The sequence below is a fragment of the Vibrio scophthalmi genome (genome assembly GCF_040869025.1).
GTDB classification, from domain to species: domain Bacteria; phylum Pseudomonadota; class Gammaproteobacteria; order Enterobacterales; family Vibrionaceae; genus Vibrio; species Vibrio scophthalmi.
The window spans coordinates 399,870-417,566 of record NZ_CP134271.1 but is presented as its reverse complement, the minus strand read 5'-3'; the positions used below and the strand labels follow the sequence as shown (position 1 = coordinate 417,566).

Here is a 17,697-nt window from a genome sequence, read left to right as displayed (position 1 = left end):
CCGTCGGGAATCTTTCTTTAGATGTTGTGTGTTTGAGATCCCCAACTTGCTCGTGCCTCGCTCTTGAGGATGACGATATTCGGTTCGTCATTCTTAAATGTGTGCATTCCCAAAGTTCGATAGCTTAAATTACGTCATTCCCGAAAGCGACGAAGGAGCGTAGTCGGGAATCTTTCTTTAGACGTTGTGTGGTCGAGAACTCAACTCGCTCGTGCCTCACTCTTGAGGATGACGGTAAAGCCCTGAGTCGAAATTACGTCATTATTCCCGAAAGCGACGAAGGAGCGCAGTCGGGAATTTTTCTCTAGATGTTGTGTGGCCGAGATCCCCAACTCGCTCGTGCCTCGCTCTTGAGGATGACGGTAAAGCCCTGAATCGAAATTACGTCATTCCCGAAAGCGACGAAGGAGCGCAATCGGGAATCTCTCGAATCTAGCAGCGAAGCGTTCTCTAGAGCGAAGCTCGTTCTCTAATCACCCTTTCTCGCGTCTAATTCTCGATCTCTTTCTGTCCGGCAATCACTTTATAGAGCAGAGCGCCGATCACCGCACCTACGATAGGGGCGAGCCAAAATAGCCATAATTGACTGACGGCCCAATCACCAACGTACACTGCCACCCCAGTACTTCGTGCGGGATTAACCGAGGTGTTAGTGACCGGAATCGAAATTAAATGTATTAGGGTTAGACATAGGCCAATCGCGAGGGGAGCGAAGCCTTGTGGTGCACGTGAATCGGTGGAACCCATGATCACCAGTAAAAACATCATAGTCATGACAATTTCACATACAAGTGCAGCAGTCAGTGAATATTTTCCGGGAGAATGTTCGGCATAGCCATTGGCGGCAAAGCCGGAAGCGGCGAGATCAAAGCCGGCTTGACCGCTGGCGATAATGTACAAAATCCCACCGGCGACAATGCCACCAATCACTTGAGCGATGATGTATGGTAAAACACATTTTGCTTCAAACCGGCCACCAGCCCATAAGCCAATGGTGATCGCGGGGTTTAAGTGACAACCGGAAATATGGCCGATGGCATAGGCCATTGTGACCACGGTTAAACCGAATGCCAGCGCAACACCGACAAATCCAATGCCTAATTGGGGAAAACCTGCGGCTAAAACGGCGCTACCACAGCCGCCTAATACTAACCAAAATGTGCCAAAGCCTTCGGCGAGTAATTTGTTCATAACGGCAAAATCCTCGATTGAGAGTACCCGCTGAACATAGTTAATAATTTGAGGTTTTGCGTAGTTTTAAGCGCAGAAAATGCTAATTGAACCTGCTGGACTCGATGCTAAAGGGAGAGGGTTCAAAGGGAGTCTAAGGTCTAAACCGAGCGAAGATACTCCCCAGAATTAGGTTTTGGTGCTTAACGTTTGAGGTAATGTTTGTAGGTAATGGTTTCTGGTTTAGAGACAATTTTGGTGTACTCAAAGATACGCCCATCAACTAATTTACCCACCGATAATAACTGGATTAGCGGTTTTCTTTGGCTGACGCCGAGAATTTCACACATGTGTTTATCGGGAAGAATCGCGTTAAAATCTTGAAATGCGCCGTCGATTTCGAAACCAAGTTCGTTTTCAAGGTAGTGGTACTTTGAGCCTTCCATCGACATGACATTCATTTTTGGGTACATCGACATCGGCATGTAAGAATCTTCATAAACCGATGGTGCGCCATTAATCAATTTAAAGCGTCGAATAAAGTAGACCTTTTCGCCTTGGTTGATTTCAAGAATTTCTGCCAGTTCATCGTCAGCATCCATCAAGGTAAATTCACAAATCTTGTATTCAATCTTCGCACCAGTATCAATGAGATATTCACTGGTGCTTTTGAGACTGAGCACTGAGGAATCCCCTAATGATTTTGATAAAAATCATAAATTTAAGGTAGATGCACATCTTGTCATGTGATCAAATGGTTCTGAGAAAAATCAATAACCAGACAACAAGATGTGCGAACTCGATATTTTACACGACTCTCTTTACCAATTCTGCCCTGAATTGCACTTAAAACGACTCAACAGTTTAACGCTGGCTTGCCACGCATTACTTGAATGTAAAACGCTCACTCTTACCGAACTTGGTCGTAACCTGCCAACGAAAGCCAGAACAAAACATAACATCAAACGAATCGACAGATTGTTAGGTAATCGTCACTTGCACAAAGAGCGACTCGCTGTATACCGTTGGCATGCCAGCTTTATCTGTTCAGGTAATTCGATGCCCATTGTTCTTGTTGACTGGTCTGATATTCGTGAGCAAAAACGGCTTATGGTATTGCGGGCTTCGGTGGCACTACATGGTCGTTCTATTACTCTTTATGAGAAAGCCTTTCCGCTTTCAGAGCAATGTTCAAAGAAGGCTCATGACCAATTTCTAGCCGACCTTGCAAGCATTCTACCGAGTAACACTACACCGCTCATTGTCAGTGATGCTGGCTTTAAAGTGCCATGGTATAAATCCGTTGAAAAGCTAGGTTGGTACTGGTTAAGTCGAGTCAGAGGGAAAGTGCAATATGCAGATTTAGGTGCGGAAAACTGGCAACCTATCAGCAACTTACATAGCATATCCTCAAGTCGCTCAAAGACTTTAGGCTATAAGAGGTTGACTAAGAGCAACCCAATTTCATGTCAAATTGCACTGTATAAATCACGTCCTAAAGGCCGAAAAAATCAGCGTTCGACACGGACTAATTGTCATCATCCGTCACCTAAAATCTACTCCGCTTCGACAAAAGAACCATGGGTTTTAGCGACTAACTTGCCCGTTGAAATCCGAACACCAAAGCAACTTGTTAGGCTCTACTCGAAGCGTATGCAAATTGAAGAAACCTTCCGAGACTTGAAAAGCCCAGCCTACGGTTTAGGCCTCCGTCATAGCCGAACTAGCAGCTCAGAGCGCTTTGATATCATGCTGCTAATCGCCCTAATGCTTCAACTGACATTTTGGCTTGCTGGAGTTCATGGTCAGAAACAAGGTTGGGATAAGCACTTCCAAGCTAACACTGTCAAAAATCGAAATGTACTCTCAACAGTGCGCTTAGGGATGGAAGTTTTGCGGCATTCTGGCTACACAATAACGAGGGAAGACTTGCTCGCGGCTGCAACCCTGCTTGCTCAAAATCTATTCAAACATGGTTGTGCTTTGGGGAAATTATGAGGGGATCCCTCAGGACTGAGCATCGATCCAACCATGGTTTTGCCAATGATGGTGGAACCTGCGCCTTGACGTTTTTCCACCATGCCTAATTTGACGAGTTCTTCAATGGCTTTGCGAATGGTTATGCGGCTAACGGAGTAATGTGCCATCAACTCTTTTTCAGTTGGTAGCGTGTCGCCAATAGTAAATTCATTTGAATCAATGCGGCTTTTCAGCTCAAGCATAACTTTCTTATACAACATAATTAACCTCTCTGAGCTCACTCTTATTGCTTACTGGTACGTTCACCATTGAGTGCCCCCACTGATACCAATCATTTCACTTCATTTTTCATAATCACACAGCACACGTTGTAATTTGCTTTTTTAAAGCAAGCCCAAGAATAGTGTGATGATGACGCAAAATTATCATTCAAAATAGAACAAATCAATGACCTTTTGTTGATCTTGGTCGAAATCATATTTTCTATTGCGAATAAAGGTTATCGATATGTCCTATTTGGTGAGCTAACCCTCATTAAACATCCTTAATTTGTACTTGATCACGAATTGCTTATCATCTATTTGTTCTATTTAATTTTCGGTAGTAGTTTAAACCTTGTCGAAAGACGGAACACTCTGGAACATATTAATAACAAATTTAAGGATCCTGCCATGTTGAGTGCGATACAACGATTAGGCGGAGCAATGTTTACCCCAGTTTTGCTGTTCCCATTTGTAGGGATATTAGTTGGCTTAACCATTGTTCTTAAAAACCCGATATTTGTTGGCGATTTGGCTGATAAAAACGGACTGTATTATCAAGTGTTACAAGTCATTGAAGAGGGTGGCTGGACTATCTTCCGCAACATGGCGCTTCTATTTGCGGTTGGCTTACCAATCGGCTTAGCGAAAACCGCGCATGCACGAGCGGTGATGGTAGTGATGGTTTCTTACTTAACCTTTAATTACTTTGTTGGCGCGATGGGTGGTTTCTGGGGTGGGTTCTTTAATGTGGACTTCTCTCAACCGATTGGCGGAACGTCGGGTTTAACTGAAATTGCAGGTATCAAGACTATTGATACTGGTATTTTCGGCGCGATCATTATTTCAGGTCTGGTGACTTGGATTCATAACCGCACGTTTGAGAAGCAACTTCCTTCTTACTTAGGCATTTTCCAAGGTGCTTCATACGTTGCGATGATTTCTTTCTTTGCCATGCTGCCAGCGGCGTGGTTAACACTCTATGTATGGCCTTCGATTCAGCATGGCATCTTAGGGTTACAAACCTTTTTTGTTGAATCAGGTGCGTTTGGTGTGTGGTTGTTCACTTTCCTTGAGCGCATTCTTATTCCAACAGGTCTGCATCACTTTATTTATACCCCGTTCCAATTTGGCAACGTTGTGACACCTAACGGTATTACTGTGGATTGGTTCACTAACTTAGAAGCGTTTACTCAATCAAGCCAAAGCATGAAAGAGCTGTTCCCAGCTGGTGGCTTCTCTTTACACGGTAACTCGAAAGTCTTTGGTTGTATTGGTATTGCGCTTGCGATGTACCACACCGCGAAACCGGAAAATCGTAAGAAAGTGGCAGCTTTGCTGATTCCTGCAACGTTTACCGCGGTATTGGTCGGTATTACAGAGCCACTTGAGTTTACCTTCCTATTTATTGCGCCTTGGCTATTTGCGATTCACGCGGTACTGGCTGGCACGATGGCAATGGTGATGTATCACTTCGGTGTGGTCGGCAATATGGGTGGTGGTCTGATTGAATTTGTCACCGGTAACTGGATTCCTCTGCTGGGTAACCATACCAGCATGGTGGTGACGCAAATTTCAATTGGTCTTTGTTTTACAGCGATTTACTACGTCACTTTTAAGTACCTCATCGTCAAATTTAATGTGCCAATTGCTGGTCGCGGTGACGCTGAAATGAAGCTGCACAGTAAAGAAGATTTTAATAAAAAGCACGGCATTACCGGTAAAGGGGAGCAAGGTGTTAATCCATTACACATCCAAGCAGTTGAAACAATTGAAGGGCTTGGTGGTGTAGAAAACCTAGAAGATTTAAGCAACTGTGCAACCCGTTTACGCGTCACTGTTTTTAACCCAGATAAAGTCCAGTCAGCAGATTACTTCATGAGTACGGGCGCGGTTAACTTGGTGAAAAACGGTAAGGCAGTGCAGGTGATTATTGGCCTAAGTGTTCCTCAGCTTCGTGAAGAGTGTGAACAGATCGTTAGTGCCTATAAAGAACAAAAAGCGGATGCAGAAGCGCTAACACTCAGTACGGCGAGCTAGCAGAGACCGCATGGCTATATAGAAACATCAAGGCTTAAAACAAGATTTAGAGATACAGACATTTTATTTACATCACGATTCAAACACTAATTTATCCGGGCGGAATAACACCGCCCACATTAAACGAGGCTTATTATGAAAACAGAATTCTCAGTAGTTATTGCAGGCGGCGGTTCAACTTTTACTCCTGGTATCGTTATGATGCTGCTTGAAAACCAAGATCGTTTCCCTATCCGTAAATTGAAGTTTTATGACAACTTTGCCTCTCGTCAGGAAACGATTGCAGAAGCATGTAAGATCCTACTTAAAGAGCGTGCTCCGCACATTGAATTCTCGTATACCACCGATCCTGAAGAAGCCTTTACTGACGTTGACTTCTGCATGGCTCATATTCGTGCTGGCCTATACGCAATGCGTGAGCAAGATGAGAAAATTCCACTACGTCATGGTTGTGTTGGTCAAGAAACTTGTGGTGCGGGCGGTATGGCTTATGGCCTTCGTTCTATCCCTGCTGTGATTGAAATGATTGATTACATGGAAAAATACTCGCCAAATGCATGGATGCTAAACTACTCAAACCCAGCGGCGATTGTGGCAGAAGCGTGCCGTGTGATGCGTCCAAACTCTAAAGTACTCAACATCTGTGATATGCCTATCGGTATCGAAACCCGCATTGCAGAAATCTTGGGTTACGAGGATCGTAAGCAGTTTGACATCATGTACTACGGTCTAAACCACTTTGGTTGGTGGAAAGAGTTCAAAGATGCGAAAACGGGCGAAGATTTAATGCCGCGCATTAAAGAGTACATCAAAGACAACGGTTACCTGCCACCAAGCGTGTTGAGCGGTGCTCAGCATACGGATGAGTCTTGGAAAGAGACCTTTATTAAAGTACGTGATGTGTACGCATTGGATCCAGATACCATTCCAAACACATACCTAAAATACTACATGTACCCAGACTACGTGGTTGAGCACTCAAACAAAGAATTCACTCGAGCGAATGAAGTGATGGAAGGCCGTGAGGCAGAGGTGTTTACTGAGTGCCATCGTATTATTGCCAACGGTACTGCCAGTGATACCACGATCGAAGTGGAAGAGCACGCTTCTTACATTGTGGACCTTGCTACGGCGATTGCCTTCAATACTAAAGAGCGCATGCTGCTGATTGTGCCTAACAACGGTGCAATCAGTAACTTTGACCCAACAGCGATGGTGGAGATCCCATGTATTGTTGACAATACAGGTGCTAAACCACTGCAAATTGGTGAAATCCCTGAGTTCCAAAAAGGCATGATGAGCCAACAAGTGTCGGTAGAAAAGCTGGTGGTTAAGGCGCACGTTGAGCAATCGAAACAACGACTATGGCAAGCATTAACGCTGTCTGCGACGATTCCAAGTGCCAGTGTCGCGAAAGATATTTTAGAAGACCTACTCGAAGCCAACAAAGAGTTTTGGGTTGAAATGAAATAGTCTCGTTGAGTTATCAATGCCCTGCTTTGCAGGGCATTTTTTCAGGAGTTAACCATGATCTTTGATGCGACAGTCATCGGCTATATTGCGGCAGTTTGCACCACTTGCTCTTTTATTCCTCAAGTCTTTCATATCCTAAAATCGAAAGATACACGCTCAATCTCTTTAGCGATGTACAGCATCTTCGTAATGGGTGTTTTCTTGTGGTTTGTCTATGGCGTGTCGGTACAGGATTGGCCGGTGATTATTGCTAATGCGGTGACATTGATGCTGGCAAGTATCATTTTAACGCTAAAAATTCGCGATTTACTCAAAGCAAAGCTCGCAGTGAAAGGAAATAACGGAGATAAACAATTAGTATGATGTTTAAACAGATCAAAGAGATGCATGCGTCTGCGGTCGGCTTTGGCTGCTGGGCGATTGGCGGAACATGGAATAATGTCGCTGATGATGAGTCAATCCGCGCCATCAAAACCGCGATTGACACCGGTATTAATTTTTTCGATGTTGCCCCTGTTTATGGTAAAGGCCACGCTGAAAGCATACTGGGTAGGGCACTGCAAAGCGAACAACGTGAATCAGTCATCATTGCGACTAAGTGTGGTTTGCCATGGTCACAAGATGAGCGTAAGAAAACCCGCAAAGACCTGTCAAAGCAGAGTATCTTTAAAGAGATTGATGATTCATTAATGCGTCTGCAAACCGACTATGTCGATCTGTATCAAGTGCATTGGCCAGATCCTAATACGCCAATATGTGAAACGGCCGAGGCATTGGCGGAATTGAAGCAGCAAGGCAAAATTCGTCATGTCGGCGTGTCTAACTATTCACTGGATATGAGCCGTGAAATGATGGCGGGTGTTGAGGTCGCAACTTTCCAAGGTTTGTATAACCTACTGGAGCAAAACCCCGACCATTACCATAATATTCCGCTGCAATACCGTGCTCGTGAGGAAGCATTGCCATTTTGCCAACAACACGATATGAAGTATTTACCGTACTCGCCGCTGATGCAGGGTTTGTTAACCGGTACGTTGAACCGCAGTGGGAACTGGGATGAGAATGATGACCGCCGTAATAACCCGAAATTGAACGGTGAAGCATTTGAACCTTACTTTAACTGTGTGGAAGAACTCAAAGTATTAGCGAAAGAGGCCAATATTCCTCTCGCTCATCTAGCGATTCATTGGTTAGTGGCTCAGGATGAGGTTGGCCCGGTGATTGCGGGAGCGCATACATCGCAGCAAGTGCGAGATAATGCGGCCTTTGTACAATCGGCCTCGAGCGTAGAGCTTTTGAAGCGTGCAGAAGAGATTGTTGCCAAGTGGCAACTACAATAATTGCTGGCGTAATGAATGCTGAAAACCCAGTCGTGAGACAACCTGCTCTCGCGGCTGGATGATTAATCTTGAGTATCCGTGCGCAGACGTTTTACAAATGACTCATGTCATCAATGGCTTAGCTTAATGAGCTAGTGGCCCCTTCTAAATCTAATAAAATCGTGAGCGCTTGTTCTGCGCCGTCGTAACAAATCACTTCGTCACTACTAAAGGCAAGGCATACTTTGGGTCTATCGGGTTGGCCAAAAATTTTACACAGATTGTTGTCATCGAGTTGAATGCAGCGAACACCGGCCGGTTTGCCATTTGGCATACCTGGAATTGGTGAGCTAATTGATGGTGCAATACAGCATGCGCCACAACCTTTGCCAGATGCTGAAACGCACGGGAACCAATCAGAAACGGCGATAAGATTGTCAGACATGTTTAATACCAAAGAAAATCACAAAAGTTTGTCAGCGGCGACAAAAGAGGAGGGCGATTCTAGTCCATCGTTGCGTGAGTTTCCAGCGCTACTCGAATGTGCGGATAGCCAAGGAAAGAAGCGGCCAAGTAAATAGCCCCGATTAAGGGGCTGTTTAGCGTAGCGATGAAGCGGCGTCGTTATCCTCGCATAAAACGGTTATAAACGAAGAGTAAGACGAAAGCGCCTAACGTTGCGGTAAGAATACTGCCGATATTAACGCCATCTGCTCCACCAAAGCCAAGCAGTCCGCCAAGGAATCCACCGACAAATGCGCCAGCAATACCGAGCACCATGGTTGCAATCCAACCGCCGCCATCGTCACCGGGCATTAACCATTTTGCCAATGCACCAGCAATTAAGCCTAGAATGATCCACGAAATAATACCCATGAGTTCTCCTTAATTCGTGTGTCTATGACGTATTAAGGATAGAACAGACTGAGTAAAGCGCTTATTTTAGCCGAGGGCTTGCACTTATCGAATGAGAGCGGTATAAATCGCACCCTGTTTTGAATCGAAGTATGGGTCTATGAGCGAACAATTTTGGCAAACAAAAAAACTAGAGCAAATGAGCGATCAAGAGTGGGAAGCGCTTTGTGATGGTTGCGGCAAGTGTTGTCTACATAAACTCATGGATGAAGATACCGATGAAATCTACTACACCAACGTGGCGTGTAGTTGGTTAAATACCAAGACGTGTTCATGTAAAGATTACGCGAATCGTTTTACCTCAGATGAAGATTGCACCAAGTTGACTCGTGAAGACATCGAAGACTTCGAGTGGCTACCGCACACCTGTGCTTACCGTTTATTAGCACGTAATGAACCGTTGCCAGAATGGCACCCATTGATCACCGGTTCCAAAGCCGCTATGCATAAAGCCGGCGCAAGCGTACGCAACAAAGTGGTGTATGAGATTGAAGTGGTTGATTGGCAAAACCATATTCAAAACTTGCCGGATTGGGCAGCGAAAAAAGTATAATGAAGCACTAAGTATTGTGGCTTGAACACAAATATTGTTTTTTGCTTGAAAAGGCTTACCTCGGTAAGCCTTTTTTGTATCCATAATATGGCGACTTTTTCCGCAAGAGAGCGGTTTTTATTCTTTAGTCACTGTTCTGTTTTAACAATCCAACTACACTTACGTTTAACCGTAGATTGATACGGTAAGGAAGGGATTCTGCTAGGCTTTTCTGGCTAGCGTTCGTAAGTGAGGTATATATGTCATTCCATTTGAGTAAGAAAATTTTTCTTGCTGTGTTTATTAGTTTCTTCTCTTTCTCGGTATTTGCCGAACAAGCTGTCGAAGAGCCTCAATTCTCTAAAACAGAGTTGGCGATTCGATCAATCAACCAAGATATCGTCGACCTTTCCCATAGTTTAGAGTCAGCCTCAGGGGATGAACGTGATGCCATTCAACTGCAACTATTTCAAAAAAATGAAGAGCTAAGAGCCAAGCTGGCCGCGGCTGTTAGTAGTGGAAGCCTTGATGAGGCTGAGCTTTTAAAGCAAGTTAATATTCAAAAACAGTATGCCAAAGGTGCAACGGCCTATCTGGATAACAAGATAAAGTTAATTAATGAGCAGATTGATAGCGCGAAACCAGAAGATAAACTGGCGCTGCTCAACCACTATCGTGAACTACAACATTACTTAGATTCGGTTTATCAGGCGAGTTGGCAAAATATTTCTTGGCTGAAAAAACTGGGTAAACCCGATCCAAAGTTGGAAGAGTCTCTGCGTGAAGCTACCAGCACTCGCTTGCGTTTGCTCTCAGCATCGGTGGAGTATTTTAACCAGCAACATGAATTTACTACCGCACAGTTGGCAACCAGTCCTGAATCAGAAAAATCCTCAATTCAACTTAGTCAATTGATCATCAAGCAACGTTTGGATATCGCCACCACGAGTATGCGTGATCTGATTACTATCGGTGATCATCTCGGCATTGAAACTTCTGAATATAAGCGTCTGGCGTTTGAGGTGACGGGTAGCATCACGCACGACTTACTCAATACCCAGGTAATCTTGGCGATCATTACTAACTGGTCAAGCAATGCGTTTGATTGGTTGGTCGACAACGCGCCGCAACACCTCTTCCAGTTAATGGTGTTTGCGCTGATTTTGTTGATTGCTAAGGGGCTTGCTGGGGTTGCACGTAAATTGGTGACTCGCACCGTATCATCGAAAAACCTGAAGATGTCGCAGTTGATGCAGGATTTCTTTGTTTCGATGTCAGGTAAGGCGGTCTGGGTGATCGGTATCATGGTCGGTTTGTCGCAGATTGGGCTTAATCTTGCTCCGATCTTGACCGGTTTTGGTATCGCAGGTGTGATCATTGGTTTTGCTTTGCAAGATACGCTGTCTAACTTCGCTGCTGGTATGATGCTGTTGATTTATCGCCCGTTTGACGTGGGTGATTTTGTTTATGCAGGAGGTGTGGATGGTAAGGTGAGCCACATGAGCTTGGTCAATACCACCATTCGTACCTTTGATAACCAAATCATCATTGTGCCAAACAGTAAGATTTGGGGCGACGTGATTAAAAACGTCACTCATGAACGGATCCGTCGTGTTGATATGGTGTTTGGTATTGGTTATAGCGATGACTTACTGCATGCAGAGTCGGTATTAAATGACATCGTCACTTCACACCCAATGGTGTTGCGTTCGCCTGAACCGATGATCAAAGTGCATACTCTCAATACCTCATCCATCGATTTTATTGTTCGTCCTTGGGTAAAAACCGAAGACTATTGGGATGTATATTGGGATGTGACCAAAGAAGTAAAACTGCGTTTTGATCGTGAAGGTCTCTCGATTCCTTTCCCACAACAAGATGTGCATCTGCATATGGTTGAGAAAAAAGACGCATAAGTGGTTAGATAGAAAAAATACGCTCTAAAACACAAAGGTCACAGACCAGATAGAAAAGCGCCCTGACTCAATATCAGTGGCGCTTTTTTATCGGTTGAAATGGACAGCATCGAGGAAACGAAAAAAAGCCCACAGCGTGGGCTTTTAATTAGGCATGGAGAATACCGTTGTTACGCGCTTGGAATAACGTTATTGAAGTCGATTCGAGCTTGTTGTGATAACTCAGAAGCTTGCTGCTTATACTCTTTCGCTTTGGCGATATTATCTAATGCGTGTTGCAGATCATCTTGCAGCTCTTGCGGTAAGTGATGGTCTGCGTAGTTTTCATCCAGACTATGCTCTAAAGCAAAGGCGCGAATACGTTTACGTACATGCATCAGTTCGGTCATTGCAAGACGTTCAGCTTCTGCCGCTTCTTGCGCAGTATCACGAGCCTTCTCGAAACGAGCTAGTGCCATACCTTCTGAAGACCATGGATCGACATCTGGCAGCTCTTCAATATTAATGGTGGATTCTACGTAGTCTTCTTGATGGCGCAGATCGAGTGTGGTCGCACGCACGGCAGAAACCATCAACATCACCGAAATACCCAATAGCGGTAAACCACCCACGATTGCTGCTGTTTGTAAGGTGCTTAAACCACCCATAAACATCAGTACCGTTGGCAGGAATGAGAGGGTAAATGCCCAGAACATACGGTTCCAACGCATTGGTTCTTCAGTGACATTGTTTTGCACCACCGAAGCTAAGATGTAAGAAATCGAGTCAAAAGTCGTGGCGGTAAAAATAATACACAACACGGTAAAGACAGCGATAACCAACGTACCCATTGGTAGCATCTCTAGCATAGAGAAGATCGCTTTGGTTGCGCCTTCGCTATTGAGGATACCAACGATATCCAGTTCACCGGAAAGTTGCAGCGATAAGCCGTAGTTACCTAAGATCATAAAGAATAGGAAACAGCCCAATGAACCAAAGAAGATTGAGCCAGCGACCATTTGCTTGATGGTACGTCCGCGTGAGATACGGGCGACAAATAGCCCCATGCTTGGTGCAAAAACCAGCCACCATGCCCAGTAGAAGATAGTCCAATCTTGTGGGAAGTGAGTATCTTCAAACGAGCCATAGCCGCCAAATGGTTCAGCCCAAGTCGCCATCACAAAGAAGTTAGACAGCATGCGACCCAGGGAATCGAGCCCGGTTTCCAGCATAAAGATGGTTGGGCCAGCAACCAGCACGAATGCCAATAGCCCCATTGCACCCCAGAAGTTTATATTACTGAGGATCTTAATGCCTTTTTCTAGGCCAGCATAGGAAGAGTAGGCAAAAATAGCGGTACACACTAGCAGTACTAAGACTTGGCTGAAGGTGTTTTTCGGCATGCCGAATAAGTAGTGTAAACCTTCACCAATCAGTGGCGCAGCAAGACCTAAGCTCGTAGCAGCACCACCAAGTAGGCCAAAGATGAATAGGACGTCAACAACCTTACCCCAGGCACCTTTGCTGCGCTCTTCGCCAAGAACGGGCATCAGTGCGCTAGAAACTTTAAGAACAGGTTGTTTACGGACATAGAAGAAGTAAGCAATGGGTAGCGCTGGGATCAAGTAAATTGACCAAGCAATAGGTCCCCAGTGGAAGATTCCGTAAGTGGCAGCCCAACGTACCGCTTCCTCACTGCCCGGTTCCAGTTGGAAAGGCGGTGATTGGTAGTAGTAAGCCCATTCGATACAGCCCCAGTAAAGGATACTGGCGCCGATACCACCACAAAACAGCATTGCTGCCCAAGACATGGTGGAAAATTCTGGCTTTTCGTCAGCTTCGCCAAGTTTGATCTGCCCCATATCACTAAAGATGACATAGATCATAAAGAATAAGGCACTGATGCCTAAGGCGAGATAGAGGAAGCCGAGTTTATCGGTCATGAAGGTTTTGGCTACCGCGATCCAATCTGCACCTTGTTCAGGGAACAAGATCAGTGGTACAACAATCATGAGTAAGAGTGCAATCGCACCAAAAAAGGTAGGTTTGTCGATCAATGAAAAGTCATTTTTCATAGTTTGCTTTATCCATAAAGGCAATTAAGTAACTATTATGATGGCGATCTCATTTTCATGACAAACAGCAAATTGATTCGTGACGATTAATAAAAAAGAACAAGCCGGCCTGATCTGTGGGATCAGGCAAGCATGAGTAGAATGCCGCCTACTGTTGCCGCAGCGGAAAGAAATTGCCCCGCAGAATAGGAGTCATCATCTTCTTCTTTGATGGTATCTGGGTGATCCATGCCAAGAGCACCAGCGGCAAAAGATTCGACTTTATCGCCTACGGTTTTCTCTGGAGCACTCTCTTTTTCAATCTCTTTTAATGCCGCTAACAGAGCTTTACCTTCATCGGACAGCGTGACTTTATTTTGTTCTACTTTCAGTGGTGCAGAACTGGTGGTCACATCTGCCGTTTTCGCTTGAGGTTTGACTTGCTGGGTTGGTGTCAGCTTTGCTGGCTCCATGCCTACCGGTGTCATAAATGTCTCCTATCACAGTCCTCAATCATTATATCGACCAAGATGAATAAAACTTGTGGGAAATATTCGTTGGAGCGATAACTTTTTTTGAGCAAAAAACGCGCCAACTTAGCTGTGCTTGTGGTGTAGGCATTTGTGGATATCAATATGTACTGTGGAGCGCTATTTTGGCAAGAGGATTATGTGTAATAGAACCATGTATATGAGAACTATGTATAAGAGAATGATGTTTAAGAATAGCTTATAAGAGAATTCTAAGCCCGACTAGGTCCGATATGAGACCCAAGTAAGGCTTAGAAGAGACGTATCCCGCTATGATTTTGAGCCGCTTATTGTGAGACTGCTTTACGATAAACACGGATCATAAAGTCCGCTTCACAATCAAAGTGCGGTGCGGTTTTCAGTAACTCGCGCAATTCGTCGCTGGCTTTCCACGCAAACGGTGTCATTTGCAGCAAATCAAAGCCATCACCTTGAGCTAAGTTCATCACATAGTTGAGCTTTTGTTCATGCTCAAGCGTGAAGCCTTCCAATTGCTCTGGTTCTTCATTGTGCAGGCGAATCTCTTGGTAGATGTGTTCACGCAGTTGGTATAAATGGCGACCGGCAGGTGTCACGGTGATCACGACACCATTGTCGGTTAGGGTGCGAGCCATCTCTTCAGCTTTACATGGTGCATAGATACGCAAGATGCCATTTAAACTGTGATCTGCAAACGGCAGGCGATGGCTCGACGCAACGCTAAATTGACAGTTCGGGTAGCGTTTTGCCGCAAAGCGAATCGCAATTTTAGAAATGTCTAAGCCAAAAACAGCAGCATCGGCTGATTGAGCAGTAAGTGCCGTAGCCACTTCATCGGTGTAGTAACCTTCACCACAACCGATATCAAGCAACTGATGTTCGCTATCCACAAGATACTGTGCGCACAGTTGTGCAACAGCTTGCTTCATCGGTTGGTAATAGTCTTTTTCTAAGAAACGACGACGCGCTTGCATCATCTCTTTATTGTCGCCTGGATCTTTTGAGCGTTTGTGCTGCACGGGCATCAAATTGACATAACCTTCTTTGGCGAGATCAAAACCGTGGTTGTTAGCACAACGGTAAGTTCGCTCAGCAAAAGCAAGCGGCAGGTGACAGAGAGGACATTGATAAGACATAACGATCTCAACGGATAAAGTTAGGCGGCAGAGTCTAGCAAGAAACCGGCTGCGGCAAAAGCTTGGCAAACTGGATTTTTTTGCCAATAGAACAAAAGAGCCAGCATGATCGCTGGCTCTTGGAAAATGACACTGTATTGCCTGAGGGCAGGGAGACGTTTAAGCTGAGATGATGGTGCTTAGCTCGTGTGTTTCGTTCGGCTGGAGTGTGATGCCATCGTCAATGGTCGGCGCGTGAATAGTCGATTCAACACAGAACATAGTTTTGTAGCCATCGTTTTCCATATCAGCCATGTCGGTCGCCACTTCAATCCACGGATTCCATAATACCGCCGAGTTATGACCGCTATTGGTAATATGCAAAGTGCGGTCAAGCACCTTATCTTCGACCTTGATGACGGCTTCAGGTTGGGTGTAAACGCGGTCAATACCCGCAGTCAGCTCGAGTGTGTCGCCACCTTGGCACACTTTGTTGTCTTGTAGGCCATCAATGTATTCAGCACCCATACCTGTCGCTTGCATTTGCGTGATTTCGCTGATGTTAAGGTAAGTGTGTAACGCACCTGAGAAGGTCCAAGCGTGATCGTCGATGTTACGTACTTTAAGAGTCACTTTGAGCTCATCGCCCACTTCCATCACTAAACGTAAATCGAATAGGTGAGGCCAAATGCTGAGAGTGTCTTCGCTTGGGAATAATGCCAACTCAACAATCACACCATGCTCATTCTCACGGTGTTCTACTAATTCCCACTCTTTGCTACGCGCAAAGCCATGAGCAGGGTTAGCAATACGACCAAACCAAGGCCAGCAGACTGGAATACCGCCACGCAGTGCCTTTTCGCCATCAAAAATTGCCGCTTTGCTCATCCAAATAAGATCTTCTTGACCTGTTGGTTGATAAGACACGACATGACCACCCAGTAGTGAGATACCAGCCACGGCTTTGTCATGCATGACACGCACAATTTTTACTTCGCCATGCTGAACGATAGTGACGTTGTCAGAGAGAACTGCGATTGCAGGCAATTGAGACAAGTTCATAAATGAGTCCTCGAATTTGAAAATTAGATTCTGTTGGCCATTGTGGTGTAAAGCGATGAGAGATGAAAAGCCAATAGGACATAATTTCGATAAAAGTCAGTGTTTTAAATGAAATTTACTACTTTTTAGATACTAAAAAGGCGACTCAAGAGCCGCCTTTTTTCACGATTTTTCTCAAAGAAAAGTTCGCTAATTGCTATCTAAGAAATTACTTAGAGATGTGTGCAATTAGGTCTAGAACTTTGTTTGAGTAACCGATTTCGTTGTCGTACCAAGATACAACTTTAACGAAGTTATCAGTTAGAGCGATACCAGCTTTAGCATCGAATACTGAAGTTTGAACTTCGCCAATGAAGTCTTGAGAAACAACTTGGTCTTCAGTGTAGCCTAGAACGCCTTTTAGTTCGCCTTCTGATGCTGCTTTCATTGCTGCACAGATAGTTTCGTAAGATGCGCCTTTCTCTAGGTTAACAGTTAGGTCAACTACAGAAACGTTAGCAGTTGGTACGCGGAAAGCCATACCAGTTAGTTTGCCGTTTAGCTCAGGAAGAACAACGCCTACTGCTTTAGCAGCACCAGTTGATGATGGGATGATGTTCTGAGAAGCACCACGACCACCGCGCCAGTCTTTAGCTGAAGGACCGTCTACAGTTTTTTGAGTTGCTGTAGTAGCGTGTACAGTTGTCATAAGACCTGAAACGATACCGAAGTTGTCGTTTAGAACTTTAGCGATAGGCGCTAGACAGTTAGTAGTACAAGAAGCGTTAGAAACGATGTCTTGGCCTGCGTAAGTTGAATCGTTTACGCCCATAACGAACATTGGAGTTGCGTCTTTAGATGGACCAGTAAGAACAACTTTCTTCGCGCCAGCTGTGATGTGCTTACGTGCTGTTGCGTCGTCTAGGAATAGACCAGTAGCTTCTGCTACTACGTCAACACCGATTGCATCCCATTTTAGATCTTCAGGGTTGCGCTCTGCAGTTACACGTACAGTTTTACCGTTAACGATTAGGTTACCGTCTACAACTTCAACAGTACCGTTGAAACGGCCGTGAGTTGAGTCGTATTTCAGCATGTATGCCATGTATTCTACGTCGATAAGGTCGTTAATACCTACAACTTCGATGTCGTTGCGCTCTTGCGCTGCACGGAATACGAATCGACCGATACGGCCAAAACCGTTAATACCTACTTTGATAGTCATTATAGCTGCTCCACAACTTAATTTCTGATTAAAGATAACTGGTAGTAAAATTACAGAATCCAGTAAATGTCTGCAAGAGATAATCGGACTTAACTTGTTTAATGTCAAAAAAAAGCGACGCTTTTTTTCACAATTAGTCGCAAATGGTTATCTTTTATACGGATATTTA

General features: G+C 44.8%; 17 protein-coding genes. 7 read left to right on the top strand and 10 right to left on the bottom strand.

Features of this window, described 5'->3' with window-relative positions; all coding sequences use genetic code 11:
* Window positions 1–489: 489 nt before the first annotated feature.
* Together aqpZ and RJD38_RS01800 are read right to left on the bottom strand one after the other, a co-directional pair.
* Window positions 490–1,191, bottom strand: a complete 702-nt coding sequence (aqpZ, locus tag RJD38_RS01805; protein WP_065545149.1) for an aquaporin Z — start codon at window positions 1,189–1,191, stop codon at window positions 490–492.
* Window positions 1,192–1,373: 182 nt separating this feature from the next.
* Window positions 1,374–1,853 carry a GntR family transcriptional regulator gene (locus RJD38_RS01800; protein WP_367971388.1) on the bottom strand — a complete coding sequence of 160 codons (480 nt, stop codon included), beginning with the start codon at window positions 1,851–1,853 and terminating at the stop codon, window positions 1,374–1,376.
* 106 nt (window positions 1,854–1,959) lie between these two features.
* Between RJD38_RS01800 and RJD38_RS01795 the strand changes: the two genes are divergently transcribed.
* Window positions 1,960–3,168: an IS4 family transposase gene (locus RJD38_RS01795; RefSeq protein WP_032073033.1), complete on the top strand. Its 1,209-nt coding sequence runs from the start codon at window positions 1,960–1,962 to the stop codon at window positions 3,166–3,168.
* On the opposite strand, the gene RJD38_RS01790 is transcribed toward RJD38_RS01795, so the two are convergent.
* Window positions 3,126–3,410, bottom strand: coding sequence for a GntR family transcriptional regulator (locus RJD38_RS01790; protein ID WP_367971387.1), 285 nt, complete (start codon window positions 3,408–3,410; stop codon window positions 3,126–3,128). The genes RJD38_RS01795 and RJD38_RS01790 overlap by 43 nt on opposite strands.
* A 411-nt stretch (window positions 3,411–3,821) precedes the next feature.
* On the opposite strand from RJD38_RS01790, the gene RJD38_RS01785 reads away from it, so the two are divergent.
* From RJD38_RS01785 to RJD38_RS01770, 4 genes are all read left to right on the top strand, one after another.
* Complete coding sequence (locus tag RJD38_RS01785) at window positions 3,822–5,450, top strand: alpha-glucoside-specific PTS transporter subunit IIBC (RefSeq protein WP_005600200.1); 1,629 nt, start codon at window positions 3,822–3,824, stop codon at window positions 5,448–5,450.
* A 135-nt stretch (window positions 5,451–5,585) separates the two neighbouring features.
* On the top strand, window positions 5,586–6,923 hold the full coding sequence (locus RJD38_RS01780) for a 6-phospho-alpha-glucosidase (protein ID WP_005600198.1): 1,338 nt from the start codon (window positions 5,586–5,588) through the stop codon (window positions 6,921–6,923).
* A gap of 54 nt (window positions 6,924–6,977) precedes the next feature.
* Window positions 6,978–7,286: a SemiSWEET transporter gene (locus RJD38_RS01775; protein ID WP_065545150.1), complete on the top strand. Its 309-nt coding sequence runs from the start codon at window positions 6,978–6,980 to the stop codon at window positions 7,284–7,286.
* On the top strand, window positions 7,283–8,263 hold the full coding sequence (locus RJD38_RS01770) for an aldo/keto reductase (protein WP_065545151.1): 981 nt from the start codon (window positions 7,283–7,285) through the stop codon (window positions 8,261–8,263). Before RJD38_RS01775 ends, RJD38_RS01770 begins: the two co-directional genes overlap by 4 nt.
* A gap of 118 nt (window positions 8,264–8,381) precedes the next feature.
* Here RJD38_RS01770 and RJD38_RS01765 read toward each other — a convergent pair whose 3' ends face one another.
* Complete coding sequence (locus RJD38_RS01765) at window positions 8,382–8,687, bottom strand: YkgJ family cysteine cluster protein (RefSeq protein ID WP_005600194.1); 306 nt, start codon at window positions 8,685–8,687, stop codon at window positions 8,382–8,384.
* 179 nt (window positions 8,688–8,866) lie between these two features.
* Window positions 8,867–9,118 (bottom strand): GlsB/YeaQ/YmgE family stress response membrane protein, encoded by a 252-nt coding sequence (locus RJD38_RS01760; protein WP_005600190.1) that lies wholly within the window; start codon window positions 9,116–9,118, stop codon window positions 8,867–8,869.
* 139 nt (window positions 9,119–9,257) lie between these two features.
* Here RJD38_RS01760 and RJD38_RS01755 point away from each other — a divergent pair, with 139 nt between their 5' ends.
* Complete coding sequence (locus tag RJD38_RS01755; protein ID WP_005600188.1) at window positions 9,258–9,710, top strand: YcgN family cysteine cluster protein; 453 nt, start codon at window positions 9,258–9,260, stop codon at window positions 9,708–9,710.
* 239 nt (window positions 9,711–9,949) lie between these two features.
* A complete protein-coding gene (locus tag RJD38_RS01750; protein ID WP_367971386.1) occupies window positions 9,950–11,605 on the top strand; it encodes a mechanosensitive ion channel family protein in 1,656 nt (551 codons plus the stop codon).
* 170 nt (window positions 11,606–11,775) lie between these two features.
* Here RJD38_RS01750 and RJD38_RS01745 read toward each other — a convergent pair whose 3' ends face one another.
* From RJD38_RS01745 to gap, 5 genes are all read right to left on the bottom strand, one after another.
* Window positions 11,776–13,659 (bottom strand): BCCT family transporter, encoded by a 1,884-nt coding sequence (locus RJD38_RS01745; protein ID WP_065545152.1) that lies wholly within the window; start codon window positions 13,657–13,659, stop codon window positions 11,776–11,778.
* 122 nt (window positions 13,660–13,781) lie between these two features.
* The gene (locus RJD38_RS01740; RefSeq protein ID WP_065545153.1) at window positions 13,782–14,126 is read right to left on the bottom strand and encodes a hypothetical protein; all 345 of its coding nucleotides are present in this window, start codon (window positions 14,124–14,126) and stop codon (window positions 13,782–13,784) included.
* Between the two features lie 329 nt (window positions 14,127–14,455).
* Entirely contained in the window at window positions 14,456–15,283 is an 828-nt protein-coding gene (gene rlmA, locus RJD38_RS01735) for a 23S rRNA (guanine(745)-N(1))-methyltransferase (RefSeq protein WP_005600180.1), read from the bottom strand.
* Between the two features lie 159 nt (window positions 15,284–15,442).
* Window positions 15,443–16,324: a D-hexose-6-phosphate mutarotase gene (locus RJD38_RS01730; protein ID WP_005600178.1), complete on the bottom strand. Its 882-nt coding sequence runs from the start codon at window positions 16,322–16,324 to the stop codon at window positions 15,443–15,445.
* A 208-nt stretch (window positions 16,325–16,532) separates the two neighbouring features.
* Window positions 16,533–17,528: a type I glyceraldehyde-3-phosphate dehydrogenase gene (gene gap / locus RJD38_RS01725; RefSeq protein ID WP_005600177.1), complete on the bottom strand. Its 996-nt coding sequence runs from the start codon at window positions 17,526–17,528 to the stop codon at window positions 16,533–16,535.
* Window positions 17,529–17,697: the final 169 nt, after the last annotated feature.

Bases quoted from the DNA above. Each gene is read 5' to 3' on its own strand.
- RJD38_RS01775 (WP_065545150.1), top strand. From the start codon at position 6,978: ATGATCTTTGATGCGACAGTCATCGGCTATATTGCGGCAGTTTGCACC.
- RJD38_RS01760 (WP_005600190.1), bottom strand. From the start codon at position 9,118: ATGGGTATTATTTCGTGGATCATTCTAGGCTTAATTGCTGGTGCATTG.
- RJD38_RS01770 (WP_065545151.1), top strand. From the start codon at position 7,283: ATGATGTTTAAACAGATCAAAGAGATGCATGCGTCTGCGGTCGGCTTT.
- RJD38_RS01730 (WP_005600178.1), bottom strand. From the start codon at position 16,324: ATGAACTTGTCTCAATTGCCTGCAATCGCAGTTCTCTCTGACAACGTC.
- RJD38_RS01750 (WP_367971386.1), top strand. From the start codon at position 9,950: ATGTCATTCCATTTGAGTAAGAAAATTTTTCTTGCTGTGTTTATTAGT.
- RJD38_RS01740 (WP_065545153.1), bottom strand. From the start codon at position 14,126: ATGACACCGGTAGGCATGGAGCCAGCAAAGCTGACACCAACCCAGCAA.
- RJD38_RS01745 (WP_065545152.1), bottom strand. From the start codon at position 13,659: ATGAAAAATGACTTTTCATTGATCGACAAACCTACCTTTTTTGGTGCG.
- RJD38_RS01780 (WP_005600198.1), top strand. From the start codon at position 5,586: ATGAAAACAGAATTCTCAGTAGTTATTGCAGGCGGCGGTTCAACTTTT.
- aqpZ (WP_065545149.1), bottom strand. From the start codon at position 1,191: ATGAACAAATTACTCGCCGAAGGCTTTGGCACATTTTGGTTAGTATTA.
- rlmA (WP_005600180.1), bottom strand. From the start codon at position 15,283: ATGTCTTATCAATGTCCTCTCTGTCACCTGCCGCTTGCTTTTGCTGAG.
- RJD38_RS01755 (WP_005600188.1), top strand. From the start codon at position 9,258: ATGAGCGAACAATTTTGGCAAACAAAAAAACTAGAGCAAATGAGCGAT.
- RJD38_RS01785 (WP_005600200.1), top strand. From the start codon at position 3,822: ATGTTGAGTGCGATACAACGATTAGGCGGAGCAATGTTTACCCCAGTT.
- RJD38_RS01765 (WP_005600194.1), bottom strand. From the start codon at position 8,687: ATGTCTGACAATCTTATCGCCGTTTCTGATTGGTTCCCGTGCGTTTCA.
- RJD38_RS01790 (WP_367971387.1), bottom strand. From the start codon at position 3,410: ATGTTGTATAAGAAAGTTATGCTTGAGCTGAAAAGCCGCATTGATTCA.
- RJD38_RS01795 (WP_032073033.1), top strand. From the start codon at position 1,960: ATGTGCGAACTCGATATTTTACACGACTCTCTTTACCAATTCTGCCCT.
- gap (WP_005600177.1), bottom strand. From the start codon at position 17,528: ATGACTATCAAAGTAGGTATTAACGGTTTTGGCCGTATCGGTCGATTC.